20 protein-coding genes are annotated in these 17,586 nt (G+C 34.1%); 12 read left to right on the forward strand and 8 right to left on the reverse strand.

What is annotated here, in order from left to right:
• Nucleotides 1-9 precede the first annotated feature (9 nt).
• From ureC to AST02_RS11285, 3 genes are read right to left on the reverse strand one after another with little or no spacing between them, the layout of a single operon-like run.
• Nucleotides 10-1,725, reverse strand: a complete 1,716-nt coding sequence (ureC, locus tag AST02_RS11275; RefSeq protein WP_046466000.1) for an urease subunit alpha — start codon at nucleotides 1,723-1,725, stop codon at nucleotides 10-12.
• Nucleotides 1,722-2,141: an urease subunit beta gene (locus AST02_RS11280; RefSeq protein ID WP_069817855.1), complete on the reverse strand. Its 420-nt coding sequence runs from the start codon at nucleotides 2,139-2,141 to the stop codon at nucleotides 1,722-1,724. The genes ureC and AST02_RS11280 overlap by 4 nt, the downstream gene beginning before the upstream one ends.
• Before the next feature lie 15 nt (nucleotides 2,142-2,156).
• Nucleotides 2,157-2,459 carry an urease subunit gamma gene (locus AST02_RS11285; RefSeq protein WP_069817856.1) on the reverse strand — a complete coding sequence of 101 codons (303 nt, stop codon included), beginning with the start codon at nucleotides 2,457-2,459 and terminating at the stop codon, nucleotides 2,157-2,159.
• A gap of 215 nt (nucleotides 2,460-2,674) precedes the next feature.
• On the opposite strand from AST02_RS11285, the gene yut reads away from it, so the two are divergent.
• The 10 genes from yut (at nucleotide 2,675) to AST02_RS11335 (ending at nucleotide 11,557) form a co-directional block, all read left to right on the forward strand.
• Nucleotides 2,675-3,580: an urea transporter gene (gene yut, locus AST02_RS11290; protein ID WP_069817857.1), complete on the forward strand. Its 906-nt coding sequence runs from the start codon at nucleotides 2,675-2,677 to the stop codon at nucleotides 3,578-3,580.
• A gap of 118 nt (nucleotides 3,581-3,698) precedes the next feature.
• On the forward strand, nucleotides 3,699-5,177 hold the full coding sequence (gene nikA / locus AST02_RS11295; RefSeq protein ID WP_069817858.1) for a nickel ABC transporter substrate-binding protein: 1,479 nt from the start codon (nucleotides 3,699-3,701) through the stop codon (nucleotides 5,175-5,177).
• Complete coding sequence (nikB, locus tag AST02_RS11300) at nucleotides 5,174-6,151, forward strand: nickel ABC transporter permease (RefSeq protein WP_069817859.1); 978 nt, start codon at nucleotides 5,174-5,176, stop codon at nucleotides 6,149-6,151. Before nikA ends, nikB begins: the two co-directional genes overlap by 4 nt.
• Complete coding sequence (gene nikC, locus AST02_RS11305) at nucleotides 6,151-6,972, forward strand: nickel transporter permease (RefSeq protein ID WP_069817860.1); 822 nt, start codon at nucleotides 6,151-6,153, stop codon at nucleotides 6,970-6,972. Before nikB ends, nikC begins: the two co-directional genes overlap by 1 nt.
• Nucleotides 6,965-7,744: an ATP-binding cassette domain-containing protein gene (locus AST02_RS11310; RefSeq protein WP_069817861.1), complete on the forward strand. Its 780-nt coding sequence runs from the start codon at nucleotides 6,965-6,967 to the stop codon at nucleotides 7,742-7,744. Before nikC ends, AST02_RS11310 begins: the two co-directional genes overlap by 8 nt.
• Nucleotides 7,737-8,426, forward strand: a complete 690-nt coding sequence (locus AST02_RS11315; protein ID WP_069817862.1) for an ABC transporter ATP-binding protein — start codon at nucleotides 7,737-7,739, stop codon at nucleotides 8,424-8,426. Before AST02_RS11310 ends, AST02_RS11315 begins: the two co-directional genes overlap by 8 nt.
• 130 nt (nucleotides 8,427-8,556) lie before the next feature.
• Nucleotides 8,557-9,474 carry an ABC transporter substrate-binding protein gene (locus tag AST02_RS11320; RefSeq protein WP_069817863.1) on the forward strand — a complete coding sequence of 306 codons (918 nt, stop codon included), beginning with the start codon at nucleotides 8,557-8,559 and terminating at the stop codon, nucleotides 9,472-9,474.
• A gap of 253 nt (nucleotides 9,475-9,727) precedes the next feature.
• Nucleotides 9,728-10,138, forward strand: coding sequence for a MarR family winged helix-turn-helix transcriptional regulator (locus AST02_RS11325; RefSeq protein ID WP_069817864.1), 411 nt, complete (start codon nucleotides 9,728-9,730; stop codon nucleotides 10,136-10,138).
• Between the two features lie 165 nt (nucleotides 10,139-10,303).
• Nucleotides 10,304-10,684, forward strand: a complete 381-nt coding sequence (locus AST02_RS11330) for a VOC family protein (RefSeq protein ID WP_069817865.1) — start codon at nucleotides 10,304-10,306, stop codon at nucleotides 10,682-10,684.
• Nucleotides 10,685-10,741: 57 nt separating this feature from the next.
• Entirely contained in the window at nucleotides 10,742-11,557 is an 816-nt protein-coding gene (locus AST02_RS11335; protein WP_069817866.1) for a Cof-type HAD-IIB family hydrolase, read from the forward strand.
• An 87-nt stretch (nucleotides 11,558-11,644) separates the two neighbouring features.
• Here AST02_RS11335 and AST02_RS11340 read toward each other — a convergent pair whose 3' ends face one another.
• Both AST02_RS11340 and AST02_RS11345 read right to left on the reverse strand, forming a co-directional pair.
• Nucleotides 11,645-12,067: a universal stress protein gene (locus AST02_RS11340; protein WP_069817867.1), complete on the reverse strand. Its 423-nt coding sequence runs from the start codon at nucleotides 12,065-12,067 to the stop codon at nucleotides 11,645-11,647.
• 77 nt (nucleotides 12,068-12,144) lie between these two features.
• Complete coding sequence (locus tag AST02_RS11345; protein ID WP_069817868.1) at nucleotides 12,145-13,209, reverse strand: quinone-dependent dihydroorotate dehydrogenase; 1,065 nt, start codon at nucleotides 13,207-13,209, stop codon at nucleotides 12,145-12,147.
• 265 nt (nucleotides 13,210-13,474) lie between these two features.
• Here AST02_RS11345 and AST02_RS11350 point away from each other — a divergent pair, with 265 nt between their 5' ends.
• Nucleotides 13,475-14,332 carry a fructosamine kinase family protein gene (locus AST02_RS11350; protein WP_069817869.1) on the forward strand — a complete coding sequence of 286 codons (858 nt, stop codon included), beginning with the start codon at nucleotides 13,475-13,477 and terminating at the stop codon, nucleotides 14,330-14,332.
• A 106-nt stretch (nucleotides 14,333-14,438) separates the two neighbouring features.
• On the opposite strand, the gene AST02_RS11355 is transcribed toward AST02_RS11350, so the two are convergent.
• Both AST02_RS11355 and AST02_RS11360 read right to left on the reverse strand, forming a co-directional pair.
• Complete coding sequence (locus tag AST02_RS11355) at nucleotides 14,439-14,672, reverse strand: DUF896 domain-containing protein (protein WP_069817870.1); 234 nt, start codon at nucleotides 14,670-14,672, stop codon at nucleotides 14,439-14,441.
• The gene (locus AST02_RS11360) at nucleotides 14,656-15,627 is read right to left on the reverse strand and encodes an LLM class oxidoreductase (RefSeq protein ID WP_069817871.1); all 972 of its coding nucleotides are present in this window, start codon (nucleotides 15,625-15,627) and stop codon (nucleotides 14,656-14,658) included. The genes AST02_RS11355 and AST02_RS11360 overlap by 17 nt, the downstream gene beginning before the upstream one ends.
• 314 nt (nucleotides 15,628-15,941) lie before the next feature.
• On the opposite strand from AST02_RS11360, the gene AST02_RS11365 reads away from it, so the two are divergent.
• Nucleotides 15,942-16,736: a trypsin-like serine peptidase gene (locus AST02_RS11365; RefSeq protein ID WP_069817872.1), complete on the forward strand. Its 795-nt coding sequence runs from the start codon at nucleotides 15,942-15,944 to the stop codon at nucleotides 16,734-16,736.
• Nucleotides 16,737-16,800: 64 nt separating this feature from the next.
• On the opposite strand, the gene AST02_RS11370 is transcribed toward AST02_RS11365, so the two are convergent.
• Nucleotides 16,801-17,364 carry a TetR/AcrR family transcriptional regulator gene (locus AST02_RS11370; RefSeq protein ID WP_069817873.1) on the reverse strand — a complete coding sequence of 188 codons (564 nt, stop codon included), beginning with the start codon at nucleotides 17,362-17,364 and terminating at the stop codon, nucleotides 16,801-16,803.
• Nucleotides 17,365-17,586 lie beyond the last annotated feature (222 nt).

The raw sequence follows: 17,586 nt of genomic DNA on the forward strand, positions 1-17,586 counted from the left end.
TTTTACCTCCTAGAATAAGAAATAGCGTTGAGTTAACGGTAGTTCAGTAGCTGGTTCACTTGTGATTTTTTCACCGTCTACGAATACTTCATATGTTTGTGGATCAACATCTATTTTTGGTGTTGCATTGTTGTTTTTCATATCTGCTTTACTTAACTTACGGATATTGCGAACAGGTCTCACTTTACGTTTTAAGCCGAGTACTTTATCAATATCATTTTCGTATGCTGTTGAAGATACGAAAGTCATTGAAGTACTTTGCATATTGCCGCCTAATTGTCCGTACATTTTACGGTACTTCAATGGTTCGGAAGTAGGGATAGAACCGTTAGCATCTCCATTAATGGCTGTATTAATGAGTCCGCCTTTAAGGATAACGTCTGGTTTTACGCCAAAGAAAGCAGGTTCCCACATGATAATATCGGCGAGTTTGCCTTCTTCAATAGAACCAACGTAATCTGAAATACCATGTGTAATTGCAGGGTTAATCGTATATTTCGCTATATAACGTTTGATACGATTATTATCATTATGTTTACTGTCACCTTCTAATGCACCGCGTTGCTCTTTCATACGGTGCGCAACTTGCCAAGTACGTGTGATAACTTCACCGACACGTCCCATAGCTTGAGAATCAGAACTTACCATACTAAATACGCCAATATCATGTAATACATCTTCTGCTGCAATTGTTTCTTTACGAATACGTGAATCAGCAAATGCGATGTCTTCAGGGATTGCAGCGTTTAAGTGATGGGTAATCATGACCATATCTAAATGTTCGTCTACAGTATTTACTGTGTATGGAAGCGTTGGGTTTGTAGAAGAAGGTAAGATGTTTGGATAGGCAGCAGATTTAATTAAATCTGGCGCGTGGCCACCACCAGCACCTTCTGTATGGTACATGTGTAATACGCGGTTTTTTACTGCGGCCATCGTTTCTTCCATGAAACCAGCTTCATTTAATGTATCGGCGTGTAATGCGATTTGAACATCATAGTCATCTGCGACTTGTAAAGCATGGTCTAATGCTGAGGGCGTTGCGCCCCAGTCTTCATGTACTTTTAAGCCAATCGCACCAGCATGTACTTGTTCTACTAAGGCAGTGTGATTTACTGCTTGCCCTTTACCAGTGAAACCGATATTTAATGGCAATGATTCCGCAGCTTCTAACATGCGGTGTAAGTGCCATGGTCCTGGAGTAACTGTAGTCGCTTTTGCACCTTCAGATGCACCAGTACCGCCACCAATATGTGTAGTTATACCACTTTCAAGTGCAACTTGTGACTGTTCAGGATTAATAAAGTGAACGTGTGTATCGATACCACCAGCAGTTACGATTTTGCCTTCTGCAGAAATGATATCCGTCGTAGCACCAATGATAATATCTACGTTATCCATAATATCAGGGTTACCAGCTTTGCCGACTGCCATAATATAGCCATTTTTGATACCTATATCAGCTTTAATGATTTTATCGTAGTCGATAATCATTGCATTTGTCATAACTAAATCTGCAACTTGTTTATCATCACGCGTGACATTAGGGTTTTGAGCCATGCCGTCTCTGATAGATTTACCACCACCAAATGTTGCTTCATCACCATACGTAGCGTAATCTTTTTCTACTCTTGCAAATAAATTTGTATCTCCAAGTCTTACAGAGTCTCCAACAGTTGGTCCATAAAGACTTGTATATTGTGATTGCGTCATTTTAAAACTCATGCTTTATACCCACTTTCTTTATTCGCATTTTCGTTTTCGTTTTCTTTATTTTCTTCTTCAGCTATTTCTGTAGCTGAATCGTTTGCTTCTTCTCTATAGACACGAGGCTCATCAATTGGCCCGTTTACAGCACCATGAAAACCATAAATTTTTCGTTTGCCAGAATATTCAACGAGTTGAACTTCTTTCTCATCACCTGGTTCAAAACGAACGGCTGCACCTGCCGGAATATCTAGTCGTTTACCATAGGCTTTTTCGTGGTCAAAATCTAACGCTGGATTTGCTTCAAAAAAGTGATAATGTGAGCCAACTTGTATTGGTCGATCTCCAGTATTTTTCACATTAAGTATTGTGGATTTATGACCTTTATTTACTTCTATTTCTGTACGTTTAACTATAATTTCACCAGGTTTCATAATATAAATCCTCCTTTAAACGATTGGGTGATGGACGGTAATCAATTTAGTTCCGTCAGGGAAAGTCGCTTCAATTTCCATTTCTGTTAGCATGTCGGCAACGCCTTCCATTACATCATCTTCACTTAATATTTGTTTCCCGTAACTCATCAGTTCAGCCACGGTTTTCCCATCTCTAGCACCTTCAAGCAGTTCAAAACTAATTATGGCTACTGCCTCAGGATAATTTAATTTTAAACCGCGCTGTTGACGTCTGCGTGCTAAATCTGATGCTACGACTAACATCAACTTATCTTGTTCACGTTGTGTAAAATGCACGAGCTTCACTACCTTTCCATTATTTATATCGTGTACGTTAATTATGTCCGCTATATAATGATATTCCGAATATTATTTAACTACAAGAATAACCCCTTGAGAGTGTGAAAAAATAAAAAAATGAATTTTATTACGGGCGATATGTATCTCTTTAAATTTAGTGGATATTAATATATTATTATTTAAGTCAAAGTATATAGAAATCAGGTGACGATGTGGACGCTATTCGGATAATATTGAAGAATATTGCGCAAGTATTATTATTGAACAATCCATGGACAGGGTTGTTTGTTTTAGCAGGTATTTTTGTAGGTAATTGGAAAGTGGGGCTAATGGCTTTGAGTGCAAGTGTCATTTCCTTATTACTTGCAAAACGAACGAATTATTCCGAAGAGGAAATCAATACGGGATTGGCCGGGTTTAATCCCGTACTTACTGCCATTGCATTAACATTATTTTTAGTACCAGAATGGTATAGTGTGGTTATTGTATTAGTGGCAATTATTATAACAATGCCTATTGGTTCGGCATTTAGAGAATTTTTCAAACCATTTGGTGTGCCAATGTTAACAATGCCGTATGTATTTGTAAGTTGGATTGTATTACTCATGTCATTCCAATTTAAATTTGTGAATGCAGATGTAAATATTTTACCGAATACTGTTCAGGAAATTGAGTTTTCTGGTCATAGTATCGACTTTATAAGTGCATTTTTAACGGGCTTCAGTGAAATCTTTTTACTCAAAAATATGATTGCAGGTATATTAATTCTTATTGGTATTTTTATTGCTTCTAGAAAAGCTGGTACATTTGCAATAATTGCAAATATTATAGGTTTTGCAGCAGTCACGGTACTTGGTGGCAATCACGACCAAATTAATGATGGCCTGTTTGGCTATAATGTCATACTTACAGTGTTAGCTTTAGGTGTAGCGTTTAGTACTAGAATTCCGCGTTATATAAGTATTGTGTTAGGCATTTTGCTAACTGTCGTTTTACATGCAGGCATGACTACGCTATTAACACCATTTGGCTTGCCGGTATTTACATTGCCATTTATTATTGCTACATGGATTATGCTATTTGCGGGTAATCAAATGAAAGAACAACAAGTAGAGTGATATAACATTTAAACTTAAAACAATAGGGCTGAAAGGATAGTTAGCCTTATTGTATGAGTTTTAAACTATAAATTTCTAATTGATTTTAAGAGTGATTTTTTAGAAAGAAGGAATATAAATGAAAAAAATAGTTGTATTGTTTGCAACCGCAGCAATTACTTTAGCAGGTTGCAGTGGATCTGGAAGTCAATCTAAAGGAAACACTTTAGACATTGAATTACCTTTAAAAACAACTTCAATCGCCCCTTATGAAACAGATGTACCAGTGAAGATTGGCGCAGCAGAATCTTTGTTTAAAGCCTCCGCAGAAGGAAAAGTTCAAAAATTATTAGTTGAATCATATAACCAAAAGTCACCAACTCAACTAGACCTAAAATTAAAAGATGATATTAAATTCCAAAATGGTAAAAAAGTGACTGGTAAAGCAGTGAAATCTAGTTTAGAAGAAAGTATTGAGAAAAGTGACTTAGTAAAAGGTTCACTTCCTATCAAAGACATTAAAGTAGATGGACAAAATGTTACGATTACGACAAAAGAAGCATATCCTGAGTTAGTTTCAGAGCTTGCTAGTCCATTTTCTGCAATCTATGATACGGAAGCAGAAGGCGATGTAAATAAAACCCCTGTTGGTACTGGACCATATCAAATTAAAGACTATAAGCAATCTCAAAAAATTAAGTTAGATCGAAATAAAGACTACTGGCAAGGTAAACCGAAACTAGATCATATCAATGTTACATATCAAGAGGATGGTAACGCACGGACAAGTGATTTAGAATCAGGTAAAGCAGATGTCATTACAGATGTACCTGTTGAAAAAGTAAAAACACTAAAAGAGAGTGATAAAACAAAAGTATCAAATGTCTCAGGATTTAGAACAGGCTTACTCTTATATAACCATACAAGCGATAAGATGACGCAACCTGTACGCGAAGCACTTGATAAAGTCATAGATCGTGAAAGTATTGCTAAAAATGTATCTAAAGGTCATGCTAAACCAGCGACCGGACCATTCAATACCAAATTAGATTTCATAGAGAACCAACAAGTACAGAAACAAGATATAGATAAAGCCAAACAAATCATGGAAAAAGAAGGCTATACAAAAGAACATCCATTACAATTAACAGTTTCAACATATAATGGACGTCCAGAGCTTCCAAAAATTGCACAAGTCATCCAATCAGATGCTAAAAAAGCAAATATTGATATTAAATTACGTAATGTGGATGATATTCAAGGTTATCTAAAAGATAAAAGTCAGTGGGATGCGTCACTTTATAGCTTTGGTACGATTCCAAGAGGAGACACAGGTTATTTCTTCAACCAAGCGTACAAACCAGAAGGTGCGATTAACGCAGGTGATTATGACAATGACAAAGTGACTGAACTAATAAATCAATTTAATAAAACAGTAGATACAAATGAACGTCATCATCTAACGAATGAAATTATTGATATAACGAACAATGACTTAGCAAATAGTTATATTTCATATAATGATAATATCGTCGGTATGAGTAAAGATGTAGAAAACTTAAAAGCAACACCTGAAGGCGTCTACCTTATCGATTATAAAGTAGATAAAAAACAATGATATTAAAAAATATACTTTCTAGAATTGGACAAATGATCATTGTATTGTTTGTCCTTTCTACTATCACGTTTATATTAATGAAACTTACGCCAGGAGACCCAGTCGACAAAATCTTACATTTAGATGTAGCTAATGTTTCAAGTGAACAAATTGAAGCCACTAAACAAAAATTAGGTTTAGATCAACCCGTAGTCATCCAATATATTCAATGGTTAGGACAAATTGTACAATTGAATTTTGGTACGAGTTATCAAACCGGTGAACCTGTAATCAATGAATTGATTTATTATACGCCACCTACAGCATTCATAGCTGTTTTGACTATTATTATTGTTTTTATTGTAGCAGTGCCATTAGGTATTATTGCAGCGAAATACTATCATACTTGGATTGATACCTTGATCCGGATAGTAACATCTTTTACTGTTAGTATACCGTCCTTCTTTTTGGGAACATTATTGATTTATGTGTTTGCTCAAAAACTCAACTTGCTCCCATCATCCGGATTAGATTCGTTAGCAGGGTACGTCTTACCTGTGATAGCACTTAGCATAGGTATGAGTGCCTATTATGTCAGATTAATGCGTTCTAATTTAGTAGAATTGTACCAATCAAAAGAAGTAGAAGCGGCTCGCCTCAGAGGGATGTCTGAACGTTATATTTTATGGAAGGACTTGTTTAAACCTGCTATTTTACCGGTCGTTACAGTCTTGGGTATGTCTATAGGCAGTCTTATTGGAGGCACAGTGGTTATTGAAAACTTATTTAGCATACCAGGTATTGGCCATTTCTTAGTCGATAGTATTCGAGCAAGGGATTATCCTGTCGTGCAAGGTGCAGTCCTTATGATCGGCTTCCTTGTAGTTCTAGCTAACACCATCAGTGACTTACTGCTATTATGGCTAGATCCAAAACGGCGATACAATAAAAAACGTAAAAAGAATAAAGTAGCGCGTCAGGATGGTGAGATGTAATGAAACATATGAATAAACACAATCTCATTTTCTATGTTTTTGCTTTCTATCTCATCATAATTATCATAGCGCAATTTTTTGTTTCAACTCATAGTGCATTAGAAGTACATTTAGGTAATGCTTTGGAAACGCCAAGTTTGGCCCATTGGTTAGGCACAGATGATTATGGTAGAGATTTATTATCGAGAGTTATTGTTGGAGCGAGATACACTTTACTCATTAGTTTGGTTACATTACTTGTTACAGTAATTATAGGTGTACCACTTGGACTTTTAGCAGGCTACAAAAAAGGCATCGTTGATACAGTGATTATGCGTTTAATTGACATTGGACTAAGTATTCCAGAATTTGTATTGATGATTGCATTTGCCAGCTTTTTTAAACCAAGTATTTGGAATTTAGTCATCGCCATTACAATAATTAAATGGATGACATATACAAGACTTACGCGTTCTGTAGTAAGCAGTGAAATGATGAAACCTTATATACAAATGGCTAAGCTTTTTAATGTGCCAACGCGTACAATTATTTGGAAGCATTTTTTACCACAAGTTACGCCATCTATTATTGTGCTGATGACTGTGGATTTTGGTAAAATCATACTTTATATTTCATCACTATCCTTTTTAGGATTAGGTGCGCAACCACCTTCACCTGAATGGGGTGCAATGCTTAATGCTGGACGTGACTATATTAGTTCTTATCCATTATTATTAATTGTGCCAGCAACTTTAATTACACTAACAATATTATTATTCAATTTAGCTGGTGATGCGTTACGAGATAAATTATTAAAAGGGAAGCGTGATTTGGATGACTAATATACTCGAGATATCCAATCTATCAATCAAAGATAATTCAGGAACTGAACTCATCCATAATATCAATCTAGGGCTAAAGCAAAGTAAAGTGAATGTCCTAGTTGGTGAAAGTGGTTCTGGTAAAAGTTTAACTGCTAAAGCACTTGTCCAACGTGTACCACGCGCACTAGATATGGAATTCGATGCACTACATTATAAAAATCAAGTTGTCAGAGATATGCATACTTTATTAGGCAAAGATATAGGTTTTATTTCTCAGGACTATACACACAGCTTTAATGATCATACAAAACTTGGTAAGCAACTTATGGCTATTTATAGAATGCACTATAAAGTGAAAAAAACAGTGGCAAAGCAATTTGTCACAAAAGCATTACAATGGGTAGATTTAGCACCTGATCAAGTGATGGAACGCTACTGCTTTAGCTTATCTGGTGGCCAACTTGCTAGGGTACAAATTGCGAGTGTTTTGATGTTAAACCCAGAAGTCATTATCGCTGATGAGCCAACCTCATCATTAGATGCGATAACGGGTTATAATGTAATGAACTTAATTAAACATTTAGCAGAAGTGCATCAAGTGACGTTATTAATCATCACACATAATTTATCCCACGTTTTAGATTTTAGTGACTGGATTCATGTAATACGTCACGGAGAAGTGATAGATTCTAATCATGTTACAGCCTTTAAAAATCACAATGTAAAACCCTATAGCTTGGAGCTATTTAATTCCCGTAGCCAGCTAAGAAGGGAGAATGTTTATGATTGAATTAACAGGAATAAACTTTAAATATGATCAAGCGCCTATTTTAACTCATATCGACCTGACTATAAATGCGGATGAAATTATTGGTATCGTAGGTGAAAGTGGTTCAGGAAAGACCACTTTAGCGCATCTCATGCTAGGTTTACTTCAACCGACCGAAGGACAAATCAACACACATGGATTAACATTATTACCTATATTTCAGCATGCATATGATAGTTTTAATCCGAAGTTTAATATAGGAAAATCCTTAGCAGAACCTATACAGTATTATAAAGGCACGGATACGAGTGATGTAAAACGAAGAATGAAAGCATTGATGACATATATGGAATTAGATGCTAAGTTGTTGGATAGGTTACCTGATGAATTAAGTGGCGGCCAATTACAGCGATTTAATACAATACGTACACTGATGTTGGAACCAGATATGCTCTTATGTGACGAAATCACAGCCAGCTTAGATGTTATTGCAGAGCAAAAAATGATTGAAGTACTAAAAGATTATCATCACAGAACACAAAAAGGCATGTTGATGATTTCGCATGATATTGCCTTTTTAAATCATTTGGTTGAAAGAGTTATTGTAATGAAAAATGGTATCATTGTAGACGATTTTAATATCGATGATTTATTTAGTGATCAACGACATGAATATACAAAACAGTTACTTTCTATATATTAAGAAAGTAACTGTTTGTTTATATAACATTTACAATCATTTAGAATTTCAAATAGTAATTCTTTATATATGATTGTGTTTAATACAACTTCCTGTATAATTTAAAATACTATAAAAAAAGGGGACATAAACAATGAAGAAACTATTATTACCTTTGTTAGTGTTGGTGCTTGTACTTGCAGCGTGTAGCAATGGCTCAGAAGACAAGTCGTCTAAAAAAGATAGCGAAAAAACAACTTACAAACAAGACTCAGGAGATAAAGTGAAAATACCTAAAGATCCTAAGCGTATTGTCGTTTTAGGGGCAACATATGCAGGTGGTTTAAAACAACTTGATGCAAATGTTGTAGGTGTTGCGAATATCGTTGATGACAGTAAAGTATTAAAAGAAAAATTTAAAGATGTTGAGAAGGTAGATGCTGAAAATGTAGAAAGCGTCGCGAAACTCAAACCAGATTTAATCATTACTTATAATACAGATAAAAACTTAAAAAAAATGAAAAAAATAGCGCCTACTGTTGCCTTTGATTATGCAAAACATGACTATAAAGAACAACACTTAGAACTTGGGAAAATTGTTGGCAAAGAAGATAAAGCAAAAAAATGGGTTGAAGACTGGGAGCAAAAAACAAAAGATGATGGTAAAGCAATTAAAGATGCCATTGGCGCAGATACAACAGTGTCTATCATCAAAGACTTTGATAAAAAAATCTATGCACTAGGTAAGACATATGGTCATGGTAGTGAGATTTTATATGACTCATTTGGTCTGAAAATGCCAGAGACAGTAGAAAAAGCAACGAAGAAAAATGATTTAGCTGATATCTCAGAAGAAGAGCTTCCTGAAATGGCTGGCGATTATGTTGTGACTCCTGTAGCAAAAGGGTCAGACTTATCATTTGAAAATAAAGAAATTTGGAAAAATACTGAAGCGGTACAAAACAACCATACATTTAAAGTAGATGAAGGTATTTATTGGTTGAATGATCCATATTCATTAGAATATGAACGTAAAGATCTTAAAGAGAAATTACTAAATAGCAATTCATAGTGAGTTGGACATGCTGAGAGGGCTTTTATTTATAAAGCCTTTCAGTATGTTTTTTTATTAAAAAGTAAGTTGCTAGTGGTATTTAGACGCACTTTTTTATTTAATAATGAATGTGTTAATCTTAAGTGAATGCGCTCACTTTTTTAATGGTAAATTATGGGATTAACAGTTGAATCAAGCTTAGACGTAATTTAAATCGATAAATTCAAATAAGAATAAATAGAGATGTTAGTTAAGTATTGGGGGATGTTATATGGAACAACAGCAAAAAATAAATAATTGGATTGAAATGACAAAATATGTGCACTATACAGAATCATTAATAGAAAAAACGTTAAAACAACAATATCATTTAAGCTTAAAAGAATTTTATGTACTATACGAAATTTATAAAGCAACAGGAAAAAAATATAAAATGAATGATTTAATCAAAATTGTAGATTTGAGTCAAAGTGCAATGTCGCGTTTAATCGTTAGGATAGAAAGAATGGATTGTCCGCTCGTTTATAGACAAGAATGTGTTGAAGATCAGCGCGCTATGTATATCTATCTAACTGAAGAAGGATTAACAATGACTAAAAAGGCGTTGAACACATATGAACAATTGATTGAAAAGATCGACCTATCGCAAATTCGTAAACTCACTCAAATTAATGATGATTAATTCGTTAGATTTTAGCTTTTATAGTATAACCTAGGAAATAATCACTTGAACTATAAGTATAATCACAATGTAAGTAGATAAGGATTATGTAGTTTAAAGCAGATGATTAATGCCCCATATAGAGTGAGATATGGTATGGTGAGTAAAAATAGGGGGCATGTTAAAATGGATATACAATCAGCGTGGCTAAATTTACCAGTAAAAGACCTTAAAGCAAGCGAAGCATTTTTTAGCGCAATTGGCTTTGAAATTCAACAAAATGACGCTGTTTTGGATAAAATGAGAGGAATTCAAACGATTGATAATAAAATTATCATGCTTATTGAGCATAGCCAATTTAAAAAAGCAGCTCACCTTTCTAATATAGGCTCAAATGAAGCATTAGTTTCTATTTCCGTATCCCAGTCCCAAGAGGTTGATGTATTATTAAATAAAGTTGAAGAAGCAGGCGGTAAAGTATTGCAGAGTGGCACGATGCTAGAAGGGTTTTATGGTGGTTTGTTTAGTGACATAGATGGCCACTTATTTAATATTATTGTGATGTAAATTAAGTAGTAGCATATATTGTTAGGGTTGATAACGAATTTGGAAGGATGTATACCGATGATAAAAGCAATTGCAGTAGACAAAGATGGAACGTTATTTAAATCCAATCATACGTTTGATGAAATATATTTTGAAAAAATATTTGAAGAAGTAACGAAACGTAATATAAAATTTATTGTAGCAAGTGGAAACCAATATGCCCAATTACGATCATATTTCCCAGGCAAGGAATCACAAATTACGTATGTAGCAGAAAATGGTGCTGTTACATATGTTAATGATACGTTAATATCTTCTTCGCATTTTGACCAACAACTTACTTTTGACATTTTGCAGACAATTATGGTGGATTATAATATCTCTGACGTTATAGTAAGTGGGATTAAATCAGCATATGTTAAAAGTAATTGTAGCGATGAGTTTATGAATTTTATTACCAACTATTACTATGATATTGAAAAAGTTGAAAACTTTAGTGATATCAAAGATGACCAGTTTGTTAAAGTGGCGATGAGAATCAAAGATGACGATATCGTAAAGCAAGTGAAAGCTGGTTTGGAAAGTGAATATGCACACGAAATACGTGCTGTGACAAGTGGTGCTGAGAGTGTGGATCTTATTTTACCTGGTGTGAATAAAGGTGTGGCGATTCAAGCACTTTTAAACCAATGGGGAATAGATAAAGACGAATTATTAGCTTTTGGAGATGCTAATAATGACTTAGAAATGCTTGCACTGACGACCCATAGTTATGCTATGGCAAAATGTAGTCCAGAACTTGAAAAAATAGCCCAACACCGTGCACCATCTAATGATGACTCTGGTGTATTACAAGTGATTGAAAGATACTTGAATCAAGAGGATCAAGAATAAATAGAAGTCGAAAATAATCGACGATAATGCTAAAAAAATAAGGAAGCTTCCAAGATTTAGATGGAGGCTTCCTTATTTATATACCTATTATTTTATAATTAATACAGGAAGATTCGCGCTGTTAGCAATTTTATGAGTGACATTGCCTAGGACATTTTTAATGTCTGATTTTGCACGTTTATTACTCATGACAATAATGTCATAATGATTTTCTTCTACTTCTTGTAGAATAGATTGCTTGATGTACCCTGTACTAAATCTCACGCGAACATTTAAACCAAGATCTTCTAATTTTTGAACAAATGGATCAAGTTCTTTGCCCTTTTCGTTTGCTAATTCTTCAAAATGTTTACCATCATAGCGTACTGAGGTTTGCAATTCTCCTTCAGAAATAACATTGAAAATTGTAATTTCTGCGTCATCTACGCCAGCAGTTAAGTTTTGTAGTTCTTTCGGAACGTTATCGAATGTGTTGCCAAAGTCATAAGCTAATAGTATTTTCTTGTACATAATAGCGCCTCCTTTATTATTTACATACCCTAATAAAAATAATGTAATATGATTTCAAATTAAATAATTGCTGAATTTTATACGTCTAATCCTATAATATCACTTATATGCGCATAACCTTCTGTTTTAAGATATTTTGCCAAGTTCTTATTTAATTTTTTAGTAAGACCTGGACCTTCAAATACTAATGCACTATAGAGTTGTACCAGTGAAGCACCATGGCGCATCATTGTAATAACGTCATTTGTATTAAATATACCACCAGTACCAATAATTAAAAACTGACCATTTGTTTGTTTGTAAGCATAAGAAATGAGTTCTAGATTACGCTCAAATAGTGGTCTACCACTTAAACCACCAGTTTCATGTTGATTGTCAGAATGTAACTGTTCACGTTTTTGAGTGGTATTAGCTAAAATAATGCCATCAAAAGTTTCAACGATAGGGTCCAACATACGACCTAAACTATCTAAATCAAGATCTGAAGTCAGCTTGATAAAAATAGGAACGTTGATATCGTGACTGTCTTTATATGATTGAATTGCAGAACAAAGCTGTGAGAATTCATCTTTGTCATGGAAGCTTTGTAAATTTTTAGTGTTAGGTGAGCTAATATTCACAGTAAAGAAAGTTACATCATTTCTAAATGTATCGATTACTTTTATATAATCTTGATAACGTGATTCATAATCAGTAAATTTATTCACGCCCACATTCAAACCTACAGGTACTTGATAGCTATATTTACGTAAGTTACTAAGTGCCTTATTCATACCTAAATTGTTGAAGCCCATACGGTTAATTAAAGCATTATCCTCAACTAATCGGTACATACGTGGTTTTGGATTACCAGGCTGTGGTTTAGGTGTAACACCACCGAGTTCTATTGCACCAAATCCTGCTTTTTCTAAAGCTTTAGGAACTTCACAAGATTTATCAAATCCTGCTGCAAGACCAATTGGATTGTCAAAATGAATACTATGAATCTCTTGATGTAGGGCCGCATGCTCATAATGAAATAATTGTTCGATGACTGGTAATAATTTAGAATGTTTTTGTACGAATTTCAGTGCGTCGATCGTCATACCATGTGCTTTTTCAGGGTCATATTGAAATAAAATAGGTTTGATTAGTTTATACATGAGATTATCACTCCGTTAATCGAATTTTATTAGTATTGAAAATATGTATTTAAGCCAAAAGTTAATTTATATTGTTGGCTATATTGAAAATGATGTCTTTAATAGACTAGCATTTTACTGAATATATGCCTAGAGTAAATCAAGATAATTTTAAGAAGTGTCACATAAAATGTATGACAATAAGCATTATTGATTAATATATGTTGAAAACGGTAATAATAATGAAGTAACGATATTATAGTTAAAAAGTTATGGAGGGGTACAAATGAAACAAGAATGGCAAGCACAACTTCCATTAAATCATATAGAATCTATATCATCTGTTGGTGGTGGAGATGTGAATGAAGCATTTCAAGTGAAAACGCCCGATGAAACTTATTTTTTACTCGTGCAACGTGATCGTAATGAAGCGTTCTTTGCAGCAGAGATTGCAGGTTTAAACCTTTTTGAGCAAGCTCAAATTACTGCGCCTAAAGTAATTGGGAGTGGAGAAATTAATGGCGACGCTTATTTATTATTAACCTTTTTAGATGAAGGTACGACCGGTAGTCAAAAAGAATTAGGACAGCTTGTTGCGAAAATGCATAGCCAACAACAATCAGCTGGAAAATTTGGCTTTGATTTACCTTATGAAGGCGGAGATATTTCATTTGATAATAGCTGGACGGATTCATGGACAACATTATTCGTGGAACGCCGTCTGGATCATTTAAAAGATGAATTATTGCGATTAAAACGCTGGACAGATGACGATGCTCAAACATATGCACATGTACGTAAGGTCATTATAGAGACGTTGAATCAACATACAAGCAAACCATCCCTGTTACATGGAGACTTATGGGGAGGCAACTACATGTTCTTGGAAGATGGTTCGCCTGCGTTATTTGATCCGGCACCCTTATATGGTGATAGAGAATTTGATTTAGGTATTACTACTGTGTTTGGTGGTTTTACTCAAGCATTTTATGATGAATATAATAAGCATTATCCATTGAGCGATGGCGCAGAGGCACGCCTAGAATTTTATCGACTTTATTTATTAATGGTGCACTTAGTAAAATTTGGAAATATGTATGCGAATAGTGTTGATCGCTCAATGCAACAAATTTTAAATGATTGATATAAGTAACTGCATATTGTGAAACTTAGAAATAACAAACGGCTGTGCGCTTTGATTTGAAAGCGCACAGCCGTTTTTAGTGAATATTTATTATATAGTTATAAATTTAATTTAAATCTAAAGTACCCATATTTTCACGTAATTCATAGACTTTATCTGGCGTAATGTCTTCACCTAAAGGATCAACGACTTTCAAAGTTGAGAATGTGTTAACAACTTGTCCACGAATCATTTGTAAATATTCTTGTCTTAATACATGTTGTTCTTGTTTTTCTTCAATGCTCAATGTTTCAACTTTTTCTTTATTTGCGAGTATATTAATTCTATCTAATAATGTCATAATTTTTTTCCTCCTGTAATTCATGAGGTGGAAAGTGTGGAATAATATAATTTCCTACCTCTGTTAATATATTTTTATAAGTTCTTTCATTTTCAACTAAATGTAGCATGATATGATTCGTACCTATACGTTCATATGATTTTAATATTTTTATTAAAGTATTTCTACCTAAGCGATAACCACCTTTAATAGGTTTAACCAACTCATTTGGATTCATCGACAAATCGATAACAAGTGGATGCATAAAAGGTTTGAATACATCGTTTTGATGCCAATCTTGTAATAATTTCTTTTGCTGTTGAAAATCTTGTGGGTAAAACATCCAACCATCCATGTGCGCTTTTAACCAAGATATATCTTGGTTTGAATACCCAGTAGCAAACATTGGAATATGCTTATGTTTTGGTAATATTTGTAAACCGGCATCCTCATATAATTCAAATATAGAATTTGAGATTTGTGGCGAATGTGTTTTCCATAAATCATTTATAGAGGTTATCGCTGTTTGAAATTGCTCAGTTAAATGGTCTGTATTTACTTTAAAAGCTGGAAATTCGAATGATCGATCTCCTGTAGCAACACCTAACAATAATCGCTCATTTGAAATCAAGTCAAGAGAAGTAGCAGCTTTCGCTATATGAATTGGATGACGTAATGTAGCAACAATACTAGATGTTCCGAGAGCGATTTTCGATGTCTTGGCGCTGAGATAAGTTAAAAATACAAACGGATCGTAGTTTGTCGTTACATTTCCTAAATATGGGCTATAAAGCGGACTGTCCCGTACAAAAAGGCTTGTAAATCCAAGTGTTTCAGCGTATTGTGCTAAATCAACTTGATGTTCCAACGACAATGCGATGTGTTCAGAATTATCAAAAGGTAACGTTAAGCCTAACGTCAAATGATCCTGTTGAAAAGTCCGTTTGAAACCATTGTGTTTTTGAATTGTTGTCACGTCTATCCCTCCTAACTTTAGTTAAGCAACAAGTATTAACTAACTAACACCTGTTGCTTAAATATATTGTATTACGTTATGAAATATAATGCAAACAACATGTTTATCGATTTATTGTTTAAACGACATAAGGGGAAATGTGTTGTTTTGAAAGTGATACTATTTTCGAAGATAGGGTATAAGCTAAGAATATACTATTAAAAAAACTTATAAATTAAGGTGATATATTTTCAAAAGCTAATATTAACATTTGATTATTTTTGAAAATTTCTTTAAATTTTAATAGTATAATATATTTTGATGGAGGGTTATTTATGTTTACAAGAAAAATGATAGGTAGTATAGCTTTTTCTTTAGTAATGTTATTCGCAATTGCACCATTTAGTAGTTTTGCAGCTACGGATACGCAAAATAACGATACAACAACTCAGCCAACACAAACGCAACAAAATGATAATACAACTAATAATCAATCATCAGAAGTTATGCCAAGGGTCATATTACCTGATGAAGATAGAACACAAATTGAAAATACCACTACAGGTCATTATCAATCAGTAGGGTACATGAATATGGGATCAAATATAGCGACAGGTGTAGTCATCGATAAAAATACTGTATTAACAAATAAGCATGTTGCTAATCTTTCAAACGGCGATATGACATTTGCACCTGCAGCTAAAAATGAAGGTTCATTTCCGTATGGTGAATTTACGGAAAAAGATGTCCAACCTTATCCTGGTCAAGAAGATTTAGTGCTTGTACATTTCAACACCAATGATGAAGGGCAGTCTGTAGGTGATGTAGTACAACCTGCAACAATCCAAGATGCATCAAGTGTTAGTAAAGGTGATCCTGTGACAGTAACTGGCTACCCGGGTGATAAATCATTAGCTACAATGTGGGAAAGTAAGGGGGAAGTACTGACAAATAATGGCACGCAACTTACATATGGTGCGAGTACATTTGGCGGCAACTCTGGTTCTCCAATCTTTAATGCGAATAATGAAGTAGTAGGATTACATTACGGTGGCGTAGAAGGCGAAAGTAACAATGGCGTCGCATTAACTGGTGATGTACTAGACTTTATTAATGAAAACAAAAAATAGTTTTTTGAAAAATATTAAGCCTCTAGAGCAAATATGCATTGCTTTAGAGGCTTTTTTGTATAATTTATTTTAATACTTGGCTCATAAACAAAGGTAGTGCTTTTTCGATATAGTTACGTGCAGAAGTATTACTCGTATGAAACCAATGTTTAGCTGTGCCATATAGCCCCCAAGATAAAAAGCGAGCACTCGTAGCTAATGCTTCTCTGTCTTCAGTTGGATGTTTTTGTACAATTAACGTTAAGAAAATATCTTCCAGTTCTTCTTTCACTCTCTTTTCAACTACTTCACCATATGCAGCACTATTTAATTTACATTCATTATGTGTTTCTTCAATATAACTCGTAATTGTGATGAACGTTTTGCATAATGTTTCATCATTAAGTTCAGAAGATAAGGTTAAGTTATCGTTTAAATTTTTAAGAATGGTTTCTGACAATGTGTAGTCCATAATGTCATATTTATCATAAAAGTGAGCATAGAACGTAGCACGGTTAACAGTTGCACGTTCAGTTATATCCTTCACTGTAATGGTTTGTAACTTTTTTTCTTTAGCAATGTCACGAAAGGCATCCATCAATAATTTTTTGGTTCTAGTAATTCGTGGATCAATATGTGTTGTCGTCATTGACTTCGCACCTCCTTAAATAAGTTGCAAATAATATAATTTATACAAATTATCTGGCTTTAGTTCATGAATGTCAATGTGCTTGATTTGTAATGAGTAAAAATAAATATAAAATTGAACATTAAAAATAAGGGAGTGGGACAGAAATCTAATTTTTCTAATAAAATTTCGTCGTCCCACCCCGGCACAGCTGACTAGAATTGAAAAAAGCTTGATATAAGC

Origin of the sequence: Staphylococcus equorum, assembly GCF_001747895.1 — a bacterium.
Taxonomy (GTDB): domain Bacteria; phylum Bacillota; class Bacilli; order Staphylococcales; family Staphylococcaceae; genus Staphylococcus; species Staphylococcus equorum_A.

What these genes read in the sequence shown, in the direction of transcription:
- ureC (WP_046466000.1), bottom strand. Translation starts at nt 1,725, where the DNA reads ATGAGTTTTAAAATGACGCAATCACAATATACAAGTCTTTATGGACCA.
- AST02_RS11280 (WP_069817855.1), bottom strand. Translation starts at nt 2,141, where the DNA reads ATGAAACCTGGTGAAATTATAGTTAAACGTACAGAAATAGAAGTAAAT.
- nikA (WP_069817858.1), top strand. Translation starts at nt 3,699, where the DNA reads ATGAAAAAAATAGTTGTATTGTTTGCAACCGCAGCAATTACTTTAGCA.
- nikB (WP_069817859.1), top strand. Translation starts at nt 5,174, where the DNA reads ATGATATTAAAAAATATACTTTCTAGAATTGGACAAATGATCATTGTA.
- nikC (WP_069817860.1), top strand. Translation starts at nt 6,151, where the DNA reads ATGAAACATATGAATAAACACAATCTCATTTTCTATGTTTTTGCTTTC.
- AST02_RS11310 (WP_069817861.1), top strand. Translation starts at nt 6,965, where the DNA reads ATGACTAATATACTCGAGATATCCAATCTATCAATCAAAGATAATTCA.
- AST02_RS11315 (WP_069817862.1), top strand. Translation starts at nt 7,737, where the DNA reads ATGATTGAATTAACAGGAATAAACTTTAAATATGATCAAGCGCCTATT.
- AST02_RS11320 (WP_069817863.1), top strand. Translation starts at nt 8,557, where the DNA reads ATGAAGAAACTATTATTACCTTTGTTAGTGTTGGTGCTTGTACTTGCA.
- AST02_RS11325 (WP_069817864.1), top strand. Translation starts at nt 9,728, where the DNA reads ATGGAACAACAGCAAAAAATAAATAATTGGATTGAAATGACAAAATAT.
- AST02_RS11330 (WP_069817865.1), top strand. Translation starts at nt 10,304, where the DNA reads ATGGATATACAATCAGCGTGGCTAAATTTACCAGTAAAAGACCTTAAA.
- AST02_RS11335 (WP_069817866.1), top strand. Translation starts at nt 10,742, where the DNA reads ATGATAAAAGCAATTGCAGTAGACAAAGATGGAACGTTATTTAAATCC.
- AST02_RS11340 (WP_069817867.1), bottom strand. Translation starts at nt 12,067, where the DNA reads ATGTACAAGAAAATACTATTAGCTTATGACTTTGGCAACACATTCGAT.
- AST02_RS11345 (WP_069817868.1), bottom strand. Translation starts at nt 13,209, where the DNA reads ATGTATAAACTAATCAAACCTATTTTATTTCAATATGACCCTGAAAAA.
- AST02_RS11350 (WP_069817869.1), top strand. Translation starts at nt 13,475, where the DNA reads ATGAAACAAGAATGGCAAGCACAACTTCCATTAAATCATATAGAATCT.
- AST02_RS11355 (WP_069817870.1), bottom strand. Translation starts at nt 14,672, where the DNA reads ATGACATTATTAGATAGAATTAATATACTCGCAAATAAAGAAAAAGTT.
- AST02_RS11365 (WP_069817872.1), top strand. Translation starts at nt 15,942, where the DNA reads ATGTTTACAAGAAAAATGATAGGTAGTATAGCTTTTTCTTTAGTAATG.
- AST02_RS11370 (WP_069817873.1), bottom strand. Translation starts at nt 17,364, where the DNA reads ATGACGACAACACATATTGATCCACGAATTACTAGAACCAAAAAATTA.